Below are 12814 nucleotides of genomic sequence, written 5' to 3'. Positions count from 1 at the left end.
CAACGTGATACCCCTGCGGCGATTCAGCCACAGGTTGAAGACGCATGCCGGGTGGCGGGTCCGGCGTACCAGCGACGGCGCGCTGCTTTGGACCAGCCCTCACGGATTCGAGTTCCGCGTCGACCACCGCGGAACCCACCGGATCACGGACGAAGGAGGATCATGAGGACGGACGGACCGCTGACCGCCCTTCCGTCAGGTGTGTCCAGCTGTTCACAGCACTCGGTCGAGCGACCGTCGGATGTAGTCCATCACCCTGTCGAGGTCGGCCGCGAAGGCCGGATTGACCTGAGCCGTCCCGGCGAACCACAGGCCGAAGGCGACGTCTCGAGTGGCGATGAAGTCGTCCAGGTGAGTGAGATCGGGCAGCTCGCGGCGTTCACCATAGCCCTCGAGAAGTGCCGCACGGAATGCGGTGTAGTCGGCCCGGAAACGGTTGTCCCACAGCGGTACCGCGAGGTCGTAGAGCCAGTAGCCGAATCCGCAGTCGTCGAAGTCGATCAGCCGCACCGCATCGCCGTCGAACAGCGCGTTCTCCAGGTGCAAGTCGGCATGGATCAGGCCGAAGGCGTCCGGGTTCGTTCCGAGATCTGCCATGACAGTACGCATCCGGCGCGCGACCTCGTCGAATTGCTCGCGCACCGGTGCCGGCAGCAGGTCCCAGCATCCGGCTGCGGGCACGCCGCCGTACTCCATGGTGTCGCCGAAGAAGGTCTCCCAGTCCCACCGCATGCGGACGAACCCGGATGGCGGAGACCACGCCGAAGCGTGATCGTGCAGACGGGCGAGGATGCCACCCAATCGCCGGAAGTGCACGGGTCGCGGATTGGCCGCCTGCATTCGTCCGTTCTGCCAGCCGAGGACCGAGCAGACCCGGCCGTCGGCGACGGTGGTCCACTGTCCGCTGCGGGTCCGGATCGGCGTCGGCACGCTCAGCTCCGTGTCTGCCTGCAAGGCGGTCAGCCAGGCAAGCTCCGATCCGACTGCGGCGCGCGAATCGACTCCACGGCCGTGCCGGTTCGGCCGATGGACGCGCAGCAGGAAGCGGGCGTCGCCGGAGTCGACCCGAAACGTGGTGTTCTCGCCGTGCGCGATGAACGACAGGCGTGGTTCGTCGACCGGGTAGTCCGCAAGCGCCCGGACGGCTGTGCGGCGAATGCGTGCGACCTGTGCGCGCTTCGACACCAGCTCGGGCATCCGCGCAGCGTAGCGCCGACGCCTCGATCGCCGCCAAGAATTTACCGGATCACGGGCGGATGAGGATCTTGAGGACGGTCGGGTCCTGGTCCAGGTGCTGGAAGGCGGCTGGGGTTTCGGTGAGGGGCATGGTCGTTGTGTGCAGAGGGCGAGGATTGAAGGTGCCTCGGGCAAGCATGGCGACCGCGGCGGTGACGTCTTCGTCCCAGAGGTGGGCCGCGCTGCCGATCAGGTGGCGTTCGCCCAGGACGACGTCCAGCCAGGGAAGCACCAGACGATCTGCCCGGAAGCCGACCAGGACGATCGTCGCGCCTCGCCGGCTGAGCTCGACCGCGGCCGGGGCCTGCGGGACGCCGGCGCATTCCAGTACGACATCGGCACCACGGCCGTCGGTGAGGTCGCGGATGACCGTCACTGCCTCGTCCGGGCTGCAGGCGATCGCGCCGAAGTCCGAGGCGAGTCGGCGACGCGATGCCACTGGATCAACGGCGACTACCGCGGCAGCTGAGGAACTCAACGCAGCCTGAGCGACCGACAGTCCGACCGTGCCCGCGCCATAGATACACACCACTGCGCCAGTGAGATCACCTGCCTTCCGCAACGCCCGTACGGCGACTGCGCACGGCTCCGCAAACGCGGCGACATCCAGCTCCACCGCTGGTGGCACGACGACTGTGGTTCGTGCATCGGCCAGCATGTATTCTGCGAGGCCGCCGTCCTGCTGTTGTCCACGGACCGGGAGATCCGGGCACAACCCTTCCTGGTTCCGGTCGCACCACCAGCAATGGCGGCATCCCACCACCACGTCAGGGATGACACGAGTTCCTACCGCCACCTCTTCACCCGGGCACGCGACCACGGTGCCGACAACCTCATGGCCGAGGGTCAACGGGATCGCGTCGGGCGGGATGCTGACCGGCCCCTCCCGGTATTCCTCCAGGTCACTTCCGCAGAGCCCGACTCGTTCGACCCGGACCAGCACCTCGCCGGCGGAGGGTCGGGGCGTCGCCACGGCCTCGACCCGAAGATCGCGCGGACCGTACCAACGAACAGCGGACATCACAGCGTGCTCACCCGCCGCTCCACCTGCTCGAGCCCAGGCCGAAGCCGTACGCCGTGTCCCGCGTCGGCCGATGCCGTGATCCTTCCATCGACGATCTGCGGCAGCCCTTCGACCAGTTCGTCGTACCAGGTGCGAAGGAACGCACGAACGGTCTCCTGCAGGAACCCGTTCGGCGACGACTGCGCAAGATGAACGCAGGCAGCCAGCGACGCCGGACCCGTGCAGTCGTGGGGAGCAATCGGCACGCCGTACGCGTCCGCCATCGATGCAACCTTGCGTGCCTCCGTCAGGCCACCGGTCCACTGCACGTCGACCGTCGCCACATCGACCACCCCACCTTGCAGCAGGGGAGCGAAGCCTCGCCGCCCGACCAGGGTCTCCCCGATCGCGATCGGAACGTCCACGTCGTTCGCAAGTTTCCGCAGGGCGTCGATCGCGTCCGGACGCATCGGATCCTCCACCCAGAAGGGCCGGTACGGCGCGACTGCGTGGATGATCGTCGTCGCGGCCCGGCGACTCCACAAACCATGGAGCTCGATCATCAGGTCCATCTCGAACCCGACCTCGCTGCGGATCGCCTCGATGATGGTGAGACCGGCCGTCAGGGCGTCGTTGCCGATGGTGGTCCCACCGGTGAGCTCGGCGGCCTGGTCGAACGGCCAGATCTTCATTCCGCGCACGCCTTCGTCGAGCAACTCCCGGGCCAGAGCGGCGGGCCGCGTCATGAACGCCTGGAGGTCCTCCCAGTCCTGCCCACCTGAGGAGGCCGGGACTCCCCAGTTGTCCGAACGCTGGCGCGTGCTGGAACCGATATAGCCGGGACCCGCGCAGGTGTTGTAGATCGGCAGCGAGTCATGCACCCGACCGCCGAACAGCTCGGCCAGTGGCAGTCCGGCCTGTTGCCCGACGAGGTCCCAGAGCGCGAGGTCGACGGCCGCGTTGCCGCGGACCTCCGCTCCTGCGCCTTGGAAACCGGTGTACGGACGCAGGGCGGAAGCCATTGCCTCCGGCATCGGGTCCTCGGTCTGCAGCAGCAAGTCCGCCGCCGACTCGTGGATGTAAGCCTCCACCGTCCGGGCGCCGATGAACGCTTCACCGAGCCCGACCCGGCCGTCGTCCGTGTGCAACTGCAGGAACAGCAGATTGGGCTGGATCTCCGGCCGGATCGTCTCCACCGCGGTGACTCTCACGAAGGGTTCGCACCTGCTCCCGATTCATACGTTGTTTGGATCATCGTGGCATCAGCCTCTGTAGTCTCCTGTTCCGCGCTGATCGAACCGTGCAACGACTTCGGTTCGTAACTGGGGGTAACACTCTCGACCACTGGGCTTTGTAGCGTCGTCGGTGTGAAAACAGGCAGGACCGCGGTGGTCAGGCGATGACTGCCGCTTCGCCGCCACGGCGGCGCGTCCGGGTGTGGTTCGGGCAGTACCTGATCGGCGACTACATAGGCGAGCCCGCCTACGCCAACCGCTACGAGGCAGCCATGCGCCGCCGCTTCCCCGGCCTCGACATCACCAATGACCCGCTGGGACAACGCGCGCAACAGGATCAGTCCCGAGCGGCTGATCCTTAACGAGCTGTGCCGGCCAGATCTCTCAGCCGACACAGCTCGAACAGTTCAGATCAGACCGGTTCAGCCGATGGAGATTCGGTCGAGGTCTGGGGCTGAGTCTGCGTCGTTGTGGACCTTGATCGTGTTGGCGCCTGCCTGCAGGGTTATGGGGAGCGAGACGGTGGCGGGGGTGTTGTTGCCGATGCCGCTGACTTTTGCTTCGAGTGGGGGCGCGCCGTTGACCGTGATGAAGAACGAGCGGTCGCCGTTCACGGTGTAATCGAGGTACAGGGTGTACTGGCCCGCCTGGGGCACGGTGACGTTGCCGAAGGTGACGGCGGCGTCCGCGTCACCACCCACGTTCCGCACCTTCTGCCCACCGGAGCATGGTGTGCAGTTCGTGATCCCGGCCGAACCGAGCTGGTTCGACGAGCTCTCGGCCTCGCGCATGAACACCCGGTCAGCCGGCCGGACCTGGATCGGTACGACCTTGCGGACCGTGTGTGGTTGCCCGACGGTCTGGAACGTGACCTCGACCGGCACCTGCGCGGGTGCGGTCTGCCCGCCCGCCGGGCTCGTGACGGTCCAGGAGCCCTTGATCGTCTGGCCGAGCCTCAGCCCGGTGGCCTTCGTCGCCGAACCGGTGAGGGTCCAGCCGGCCGGTACGACGGGTTGCATCGTGACGTCGTCGACCGATCCTTCGTCCAGCCGTAGCTCAGCCGAGAGGTCGATCGACTGTTGCCCCGATCCGACCCAGACGACGCCCGACGGGCTCACCGTCATGGTCGTCTTCGGCACGTACGACGCCGGCGGCAACGGGCCAACGGCGATCCGGTCCAGCGCCGGACCCTTCGCATCATTGCTGGAAACCTCGATCGTGTTGGATCCGGCCTTCAGCGGTACGGCGATCGCCGAACTACTCGGGACGTCCGGGTTCCCGGCATCCACCCGCGCAGTCACCGGCGCGGCACCATTCACCCGTACTGCGAACGACGCCGCCGCCGACGTGGTCGCGTCCAGCTGGAGACGGTAGTTGCCGGCAGCATCGACCTTGACGTCGCGGTAGGTCACCGAGTTGCGGCTCCCCTTGCCGAGTCCGGAGACCTGCGCGGTACCCGAGCAGGCGGCGCACAGGTCGATCCGTGCCGACCCACGCCGGACGTTCTTCAGTGCTTCGGCTTCCAGTGGCACCGGGTTCACCAGGTTCTGCAGGGCGAGCGGGTAGCCGTAGCCGACCTTGATCTCGTCGATCCGGAGTTGCTTGTAGAACGGCGGTGCCTGCGGTCCGCTCCAGGTGTTGAGCACCTCGAGTTTGAGGTAGCGGGCGACCTGGTTGCCGATGTCAATGAACTGCGTACCGCGCGCGCTGGGCATAGCGCTCGTCCGCACCGGGTCGCCCCAGTGCACGCCATCCTTGCTGACATAGACCTTGTAGTCCTTGATCCGGGCCGAGTCCTCGGGCCTTCCGAAGGACTCCCGCGCGTGGGTTGGCGACCACTCGGTCTGGTTGACCGCCAGGTACGTCGCCACGCGTGGCTTGCCCAGGTCAAGCGTCATCGAGACCGGCTGCTGGCCATTGCTGTCCCAGTAGCTCGGGTAGCTCCCGTCGACCAGGTTGGAAGCAGGGTTGCCGACCTTCGACGAACTCGCCGTCGCCTTCAGGATCGACTGCGGGTAGAGACCTTGCTGCCCGGCGGTGCTGACCTTGAACGCGGTGTCATAGGTGTCCCAGGCGGTGATGCCGAGGATGGTGAGATAGCCGCCGGACTGGTTGAAGCGAAGCCGCTTGCCGGTCCGGACGTCCGTCACCTCGGTGACGCGGTAGCCGTTGTCCCGGAGCCGGATGTAGTCCTGCGACTTCGGTTTGGTCAGGACGTGCACGTACTGCGTGGCCGCGCCCGGATCCAACGTCACGACGCCGTGCGCACCGTCGTTCCAGAATCCCGGTTGCATGCCGCCGTACATGTAGCCGCCGCCGAGCTTCCGGTCCAGCGAGGACCAGACAGGGGGCAACCACTCCGCCATGAAGTTGTTGAACTTCTCCTGCTGTGGCGGGAACTTGCCGTTCACCATCGCGGTCTCGGCCATCAACGACTTGATCGACGAGCCCGCGTTGGCGACGTACCGGCCGACGCTGAGGCCGAAGTCGACCGCGCTGTCGTTGCCGTCGTACCACCACTGGCCGACGGTGGGCAGCTTGTAGTCGGCCTCCGTCAGTCGCGGCATCGGCGTGAAGGTGGCCTGTGGGTAGTCGTAGGCGGGCGTGATCCCTGTCTTCTGCTCGTTGCTGACCGTGTCCATGATCGGGGTGTCCTCGTTGTTGTTGCTCAGCAACCACGAGGGCCTCTGCGCCCGGATCTGTTCGTACAGCCCGTGCTGTTCCCAATAGGCGTTGTCATTGTCGATCCAGAAGCCGGACAGGTCGGGATAGTTGTCCATCACCTCGTGGAACAGGTCGTAGCTGTACATCCCGAAACCGTCCCGGGTGGTCAGGTCGACCTGCTGACCCTTGTACGCCGAGTACGCGGCCGAGTCGAGCGTCTCGACCCCGGGTACTTCGTTGTGCCACTGCGGGTCATCGGTCATGTAGAGCAGCACGTGGACGCCCTTGGCTTTGCCGGCGGCAACCAGTTCGCCGAGGAAGTCGCGCTGGGTCGAACAGCTACCAGGGATGCTCGACGGCCACGGCCGCGCGTAACCGAGGCGGCTGTGGAAGGTGGCCAGGACGATGTAGGAGGCGTGCAACTTCTGGGCCTCGTCGACCCAGTAGTCGGCGTTCCAGCCGCCGGCGGTGACGTCGTGCTCCCAGGCGGCGCAGTCGGTGTGACGCGGGGCGGTGAACATGCCCCAGTGCAGGAAGAGGCCGGCGGTGGAGTCGCGCATCCACTGCTGGCGCGGGTTCTCCACCTCCGCCCGGGCGGGGGTGGCACTGAGCAGTGCCGCGAACACGGCCAGGACCAGGGCGACGGCGGTGAGGCCGCGCCGGCGCCCGGCAAGTCGGAAGACCATCGGTTCTTCACTCCTCGAGAGTGGCGGGAGGAATAATGGCAAAAAGATTGCCTATTCAGAGATCCGATGATTCCAACGGAACCAGGTCCAGGTCAAGACCTGGACCTCAACTCCCCGGTACGGCGAGGAGCTCGGCGAACACCGTGTCCAGCGCGAGCCGGGCGGCGCCGAGCGCGACCGAGTCGGCGCCCATGGTGGAGGTGACCACCTCGAGCGGCACCAGGGTGAACTTCGCCAGTTCGCGCCGGAACGGCTCCGCGAGGATCGGGCCGCCGCGCGACATTCCGCCGCCGAGCACGACCATCTCGGGGTCGACAGCCAGGGCCAGCACGGCGGCGCCACGGGCCAGCACCTCCGCGAACTCGATCAGCACCGCCAGGCTCTCCGGGTCCTGCCGCGCGGCGGAGGTGATCACCATTTCGCCTTCACGACCGGCGGCGGTGCCCGCTGACCGGGCCAGTTCGGCGCCGCGGGCGTGCAGCCGCTCGACCGCGGCTTCCCAGCCGAGCATCGGCAGGGCGCCGATCTCGCCGGCCGCGCCGTGCCGGCCCTGGTGAACCTGTCCGTCGATCAGGACGCCGGCGCCCGCGCGATGTCCCGCGAACATGTAGACGATGTCCCGGTGATTCTGCGCCGCGCCCTTCCAGTGTTCGGCCAACGCGGCGAGCTTGACGTCGTTTGCCACGGCAACAGGTCGTCCCAGCCCTTCGGAGAGCGCGCCGGGGACGTCCACCTCAGTGAATCCAGGCAGTGAGTACGGCGCCAGGCCGGATCCCACCGGACCGTGGCCCACGTCGTGCACGCCCTCGGCCGCGCGCAGTGTCCCGGTCACTCCACAGGCGACGCCGGTGATGTCGGACGGCGCTAGTTGCGCCTCGACCCAGCACGCCCGGGCGGTCTCGACGGCAGCGCTGAGGCGGCCTGCCGCGTCGAGCTCCGGGTCGAGCTCGCGGCGGCTGGTGGCCAGGGTGTTGCCGCGCAGGTCGGTGACGACGGCGAGCGTCTTGTGGGCGCCGATGTCGAGGCCGCTCACGTAACCGGACTCCGCGCGGAACCTGAAGTACCGCGCCGGCCGCCCGGCGCCCCGGCCGGAGGACGGCTGGCGTGGCGGAGTGGTCTCCTCGACCCGGCCCTCGGTGAGTAGTTCGGCGAGCAGGTCCTCGGCGGTCGGGCGGGACACCCCGATCACGGCGCGCAGTTCCCGCAACGTCAGCGACGGCGCCTTCAGGAAGGCGCCGAGCGCGGCGGCCAGGTTGAGCTTGCGCAGCAGCGACGAGTCGCCCAGCCGCGCCCCGGCATCTCTGTCTTGACTCATCCGATGAATCGTCCTTATGCTCGCGAATGGCAATAAGGCTAACTAGCCTGCATATTACAACTGAGGGAAGCTCATGGCACCACGGTGGAGAGGAGCGGTCGCCGCAGCGACGCTCCTGACGGTAGCGCTCGCCGGCTGTACCAGCGGCGGCAAGTCGGACAGCAGTTCGGCCGGTGGTCCGGTCGAGCTGACGATGCTGACGTTCGAGACGCCCAACCTGCCGGCTTCGCTGTGGGATTCGGCGATCGCCCGGGTCTCGCAGAAGGTGCCAGGGGTGACCATCAAGAAGCTGGTCACGCCGAACGTGGACCGGACGACGTACGCGAAGCAGTTGGCGAGCTCGGGGCAGCTGCCGGACATCATGATGGCGGTGAATCCGCAGGGCTTCGCCGAGGGCGGTCAGCTGGCCGACTTCAGCCAGGACGAGCTGAAGGACTTCGCCAGCCCGGAGTCCGGTGCGATCAACGGCAAGATCTACCAGCTGCCCACCAACGCGCAGCCGCAGTCGTTGCTCTACTACAACAAAGCTGACTTCGCGAAGGCCGGTATCACCGCGGCACCGAAGACCTGGACCGACTTCCTCGCCGTCTGCGCGAAGCTGAAGGCGGCCGGCATCACGCCGATCGCGGTCGGCGGTGGTGGGCAGGACACCTTCGCCAGCATGTACACCTGGGTCGGCACGGTCGGAACTGATGTCTACCTGACCGATCCCAAGTTCTCCCAGGAGATCGCCGACGGCTCGAAGACGTTCGCGGACCCGCAGTTCGTCAAGGCCGCCGACAAGGTGGCGCAGCTGGCCAAGCTCGGCTACCTGGACAAGCAGGGCACGAGCCGCTCGTATGCCGACCACGAGAAGGCTTTCCGGGCCGGCTCGGCCGCCATGTACCCGATGGGTTCCTGGTTCGCCTCCTCGGCCGACAACGACAAGCCGAAGTTCGACGTGGGCGTGTTCGCCTGGCCGTCCGACGACGGCAAGGCCGTCGTGCCGAACCTCACCGGCGGCGGGCTGAGCGTCAGCGCGAAGGCCGAGAACGTCGATCTGGCCAAGAAGTTCGCCCTCGAGTGGACCAAGGACAAGGAGACCTCGGACGCCTTCACCAAGGCCGACGGGACGTTCAACACGATCGCCGGGTACCAACCGCCGGCCGACATGGGTCCGCTCTTCAAGGAGACGCTTGCCCTGTACAACCAGGCGGTCAAGGACGGAACGGTGACACCGGCCCTGTCGATCGAGCAGGGCGACAACGGTCTGCCGGCCGACCTCACCGTGCCGATCCAGCAGATCGCGGTCGAACTGCTGAACGGCAAGTCCGATGCGCAGGCTGTCGTGTCGAAGTTGGACAAGGAGTACGCGGGCCTCAAGTAGGCGGTTCTGCTGTCGGAATTGGCTAGAGAGAGGTCTGTGATGTTGCGGCGTGTCCGCGAGTTCTCCGGGTTCGCCCTGCCCGGTCTGTTCCTGTACGGCGTGCTGGTGCTGGTGCCGATCGTGTGGACCGTGGTCCTCGGGTTCACCGATCGGAACCGGTTCGCCGCGGAGACCAACTGGGTCGGGTTGCAGCAGTTCCAGCGGCTGCTCGAGGACGACCAGTTCTGGCTGGTCCTGAAGAACACCTTCGTGGTGACGGCGATCGTGGTGGTGGTGCCGAATGTCGTCGGCCTCGCGCTGGCGCTGCTGCTGAACCGCGAGACGCGGCTCTACCGGTTGCTGCGCGCGGTCTTCTTCACGCCGGTGATCCTGAGCGGCATCGTGGTCAGCGTCATCTGGCAGAGCGTGTTGCGCCCGGATGGCGTGCTGAACGCAGTACTGGTCGATGCAGGGGTGACGGACGCGCCGCGCTGGTTGTCCGATCCCGGCATCGCGCTCTTCTCCATCAGCGGGATCCTGTGCTGGCAGTTGCTCGGCTTCTGCGTCGTGGTGTACCTGGCGGGCCTGAACGCGGTACCGCAGGAGCTGTATGAGGCGGCGATCGTGGACGGGGCCGGCTGGTGGCGGCGGTTCGGGTCGATCACCTGGCCGATGATCGCGTCGTCGGTGACGATCAACACGGTGATGCTGCTGATCAGCGGCTTCAAGGTGTACGAGCACATCCTGGTGCTGACCAACGGTGGGCCGGGCCGCAACACCACGGCGTCGATCGCGTTCGACGTGATCGAGAAGGGCGTCCGGGGCGACCGGATCGGGTTCGCCGCCGCTGAGGCCACCATCATGCTCGGCATCATCGTGCTGCTCAGCGCCGTCGTGCTGCGGCTGCTGCAGCGGCGGGAGGTCAACCTGTGAGAAGTCGTCTCGAGGTGCTCCGGCCGATTGCCGCGATCGCCCTGGCCGCGGTGTTCTTCTTCCCGATCTACATCGTGGTGATGGGAATGCTCAAGCCGGCCGACAAGATCCAGTCGTCGCCGCTCGGGCTGCCGCTGCAGCCGACCGGTGAGAACCTGGGCGCGGTGCTGGGACGATCCGACGGGCTGTTCTGGTCGGCCCTGCTGAACAGCGTCCAGATCACCGTGCTGTCGGTCGTGCTGCTGACCCTCCTGTCGGCGATGCTCGCCCACTACCTGGTCCGGTCCCACGCTCTGTGGACCAAGCCCGCGATGCTGGTGCTGCTCGCCGGCCTGATGATCCCGCCTGCCGTGATCCTGCAGCCGGTCACCCAGGTGCTCGGTGCGGCCGGTCTGATGAATTCGGTGGTCGGGGTGGTGGCGAGCAACGTCGCCTACTACCTTCCGTTCGGCGTTTTCGTCTTCTCCGGGTTCGTCGGGACCGTCCCGGTGGAGATCGAGGAAGCGGCCAGCATCGACGGCGCGAGTCGGTTCCGCCTGTTCTGGCAGGTGGTGTTCCCGATCATGCGGCCGGCCGCGGCCAGCGTGATGATCTTCCTCGGCGTCTGGGTCTGGAACGACTTCCTGACCCCGCTGATCATCCTCGGCCCGGAGGCCGGTACGACAGTCACCGTCGGGGTCTACCGCTCAGTGGGCGAGTACTCCACCAACTTCGGCACCCTGTACGCGTTCTCCTTCCTGGCTTCGCTGCCGGTGCTGCTGTTCTTCGTGGCCCTGCAGAAGCAGTTCGTGGCCGGTCTGACCGCGGGATCGGTCAAGTGAGCGCCGGGATCCGGTTCGAAGCCGGAGTCCTGCTGCTCGACACCCCGACCACCTCGTACTCCGCGTACGTGGCCGTGGGCGACGACATTCCAATCCACACCTATTGGGGTCCGCGGATCACCTTCGCGGACGCGACCCACCTGGCCACACTTACGACGCAACGGCTGGCCGCCGAGTGGACGAGCTTCCGGTCGGCGTCGAACGGGCATGAGGAGTACCCGATCGACGGCAGACTGCAGTTCGGCCGCTCCGCGCTCTCGTTGGAGTTTCCGGGACGGATCCGCAGTACGGAATGGCAGTTTGTCCGGCACCACGTGCACGACGAGCACCACGTGGAGCTGGTGTTCGCAGTACGGGATCGAGCTGTGGGTGTCGGTCTGCACTACCGGGTGTACGACGCCAGTGACGTCATCGACCGGTGGGTGACGCTGCGGAACGAGTCGTTCGAGGAGGCGTTCGACGTCCATCGGCTCGACTCGGCCGCGTGGGTGATGCCGGAGCAGTCCCGGCATCGGTTCTCGCATCTCACCGGTCGATGGGCTGCCGAGACCCTGCTGCACCGAACAGAGCTGACCGACAGCCGGTTGACGCTGGAGAGCCGTCGGGGCATCACGAGTCACCACGCGAACCCGTGGTTCGCGGTCGACGACGGCACGGCGACCGAGGAGCACGGCGACGTCTACAGCGCGGCACTGCACTGGAGCGGGTCGTGGCGGCTACTCGCCCAGCGCGACCTCGAAGAACCCGCCCAGGTTTTGTTCGGCTGGGGGCATGAGGACTTCGGGCCGCGGCGGCTGGAGCCGGGCGAGCAGCTCGAGACGCCCGTCAGTTCGGGCCTGTACTCCGCGGGTGGCTTCGGCGCGGCGAGTCGGGCCTGGCACCGCTATGCCCTTCGCGAGGTGCTGCCGCGGGCTGATGAGGTTCGTCCGGTGCTCTTCAACTCCTGGGAGGCGACCGGCTTCGAGGTCAGTGAATCAGGGCAGCGCGCGCTGGCCCGGCAGGCTGCTGAGCTCGGGTGCGAGCTGTTCGTGCTCGACGACGGCTGGTTCGGCCGACGGTCGAGCGACCAGGCGGGGCTCGGGGACTGGTGGGTGAACCCGGACCGGTTCCCCGGTGGGCTGCAACCGCTGATCGCCGACGTGCACGAGCTGGGCATGGGATTCGGGCTGTGGATCGAACCAGAGATGGTCAATCCGGACTCCGACCTGTACCGCGCCCACCCGGACTGGGTGTACCACTTCGAGGGCCGGACGCCGGCGCTGATGCGGAATCAGTTCGTCCTCAACCTGGCCCGGCCGGATGTGGCCGACTGGATGCTCGGCGAGCTGGACGCGCTGCTGTCCGCGCACGACATCCAGTTCGTGAAATGGGACATGAACAGGCCGTTCGCCGACACCGGCTGGCCGGCCGAGCCGGAGCGACAGGGCCGGCTCTGGTTCGATCACGTCACGGGGGTGTACGCCGTACTCGACGCTCTGCGGGAGAAGCATCCCGGCGTCGCCTTCGAGGCGTGCTCCGGCGGGGGTGGCCGGGTCGACCTCGGCATGATGGCCAGAACGGACCAGTTCTGGACCTC

General features: G+C 67.1%; 10 protein-coding genes. 5 read left to right on the top strand and 5 right to left on the bottom strand.

Going from position 1 to position 12814, the window contains the following annotated elements; genetic code table 11:
- Positions 1 to 213: 213 nt before the first annotated feature.
- From VFG33_RS30380 to VFG33_RS30370, 3 genes are read right to left on the bottom strand one after another with little or no spacing between them, the layout of a single operon-like run.
- Complete coding sequence (locus VFG33_RS30380; protein WP_325056421.1) at positions 214 to 1197, bottom strand: phosphotransferase enzyme family protein; 984 nt, start codon at positions 1195 to 1197, stop codon at positions 214 to 216.
- A 49-nt stretch (positions 1198 to 1246) separates the two neighbouring features.
- Positions 1247 to 2257 (bottom strand): zinc-dependent alcohol dehydrogenase, encoded by a 1011-nt coding sequence (locus tag VFG33_RS30375; protein WP_325056420.1) that lies wholly within the window; start codon positions 2255 to 2257, stop codon positions 1247 to 1249.
- A complete protein-coding gene (locus VFG33_RS30370) occupies positions 2257 to 3450 on the bottom strand; it encodes a mandelate racemase/muconate lactonizing enzyme family protein (protein WP_325056419.1) in 1194 nt (397 codons plus the stop codon). Before VFG33_RS30370 ends, VFG33_RS30375 begins: the two co-directional genes overlap by 1 nt.
- A gap of 188 nt (positions 3451 to 3638) precedes the next feature.
- Here VFG33_RS30370 and VFG33_RS30365 point away from each other — a divergent pair, with 188 nt between their 5' ends.
- Positions 3639 to 3836, top strand: coding sequence for a hypothetical protein (locus tag VFG33_RS30365; protein WP_325056418.1), 198 nt, complete (start codon positions 3639 to 3641; stop codon positions 3834 to 3836).
- 60 nt (positions 3837 to 3896) lie between these two features.
- Here VFG33_RS30365 and VFG33_RS30360 read toward each other — a convergent pair whose 3' ends face one another.
- Both VFG33_RS30360 and VFG33_RS30355 read right to left on the bottom strand, forming a co-directional pair.
- On the bottom strand, positions 3897 to 6824 hold the full coding sequence (locus VFG33_RS30360) for a CBM35 domain-containing protein (RefSeq protein ID WP_325056417.1): 2928 nt from the start codon (positions 6822 to 6824) through the stop codon (positions 3897 to 3899).
- 106 nt (positions 6825 to 6930) lie between these two features.
- Complete coding sequence (locus tag VFG33_RS30355) at positions 6931 to 8139, bottom strand: ROK family protein (protein ID WP_325056416.1); 1209 nt, start codon at positions 8137 to 8139, stop codon at positions 6931 to 6933.
- A 73-nt stretch (positions 8140 to 8212) separates the two neighbouring features.
- On the opposite strand from VFG33_RS30355, the gene VFG33_RS30350 reads away from it, so the two are divergent.
- The 4 genes from VFG33_RS30350 to VFG33_RS30335 all read left to right on the top strand — a co-directional run.
- Complete coding sequence (locus VFG33_RS30350) at positions 8213 to 9505, top strand: ABC transporter substrate-binding protein (protein ID WP_325056415.1); 1293 nt, start codon at positions 8213 to 8215, stop codon at positions 9503 to 9505.
- Positions 9506 to 9544: 39 nt separating this feature from the next.
- Entirely contained in the window at positions 9545 to 10417 is an 873-nt protein-coding gene (locus VFG33_RS30345; RefSeq protein ID WP_325056414.1) for a carbohydrate ABC transporter permease, read from the top strand.
- Positions 10414 to 11238: a carbohydrate ABC transporter permease gene (locus VFG33_RS30340; protein ID WP_325056413.1), complete on the top strand. Its 825-nt coding sequence runs from the start codon at positions 10414 to 10416 to the stop codon at positions 11236 to 11238. The genes VFG33_RS30345 and VFG33_RS30340 overlap by 4 nt, the downstream gene beginning before the upstream one ends.
- Positions 11235 to 12814: alpha-galactosidase (locus VFG33_RS30335; RefSeq protein WP_325056412.1), on the top strand; the 1580-nt coding region annotated here is incomplete at its 3' end. The genes VFG33_RS30340 and VFG33_RS30335, both read left to right, overlap by 4 nt.

Origin of the sequence: Kribbella sp. (assembly GCF_035687465.1) — a bacterium.
In the GTDB taxonomy this organism is placed as follows: Bacteria; Actinomycetota; Actinomycetes; order Propionibacteriales; family Kribbellaceae; genus Kribbella.
Note: the sequence above shows the minus strand (reverse complement) of the source record. Positions and strands in the feature narration are given on the sequence as shown.

Coding starts and splice junctions, on each gene's coding strand:
- VFG33_RS30350 (WP_325056415.1), top strand. CDS start 8,213: ATGGCACCACGGTGGAGAGGAGCGGTCGCCGCAGCGACGCTCCTGACG.
- VFG33_RS30375 (WP_325056420.1), bottom strand. CDS start 2,257: ATGTCCGCTGTTCGTTGGTACGGTCCGCGCGATCTTCGGGTCGAGGCC.
- VFG33_RS30360 (WP_325056417.1), bottom strand. CDS start 6,824: ATGGTCTTCCGACTTGCCGGGCGCCGGCGCGGCCTCACCGCCGTCGCC.
- VFG33_RS30380 (WP_325056421.1), bottom strand. CDS start 1,197: ATGCCCGAGCTGGTGTCGAAGCGCGCACAGGTCGCACGCATTCGCCGC.
- VFG33_RS30355 (WP_325056416.1), bottom strand. CDS start 8,139: ATGAGTCAAGACAGAGATGCCGGGGCGCGGCTGGGCGACTCGTCGCTG.
- VFG33_RS30345 (WP_325056414.1), top strand. CDS start 9,545: ATGTTGCGGCGTGTCCGCGAGTTCTCCGGGTTCGCCCTGCCCGGTCTG.
- VFG33_RS30365 (WP_325056418.1), top strand. CDS start 3,639: ATGACTGCCGCTTCGCCGCCACGGCGGCGCGTCCGGGTGTGGTTCGGG.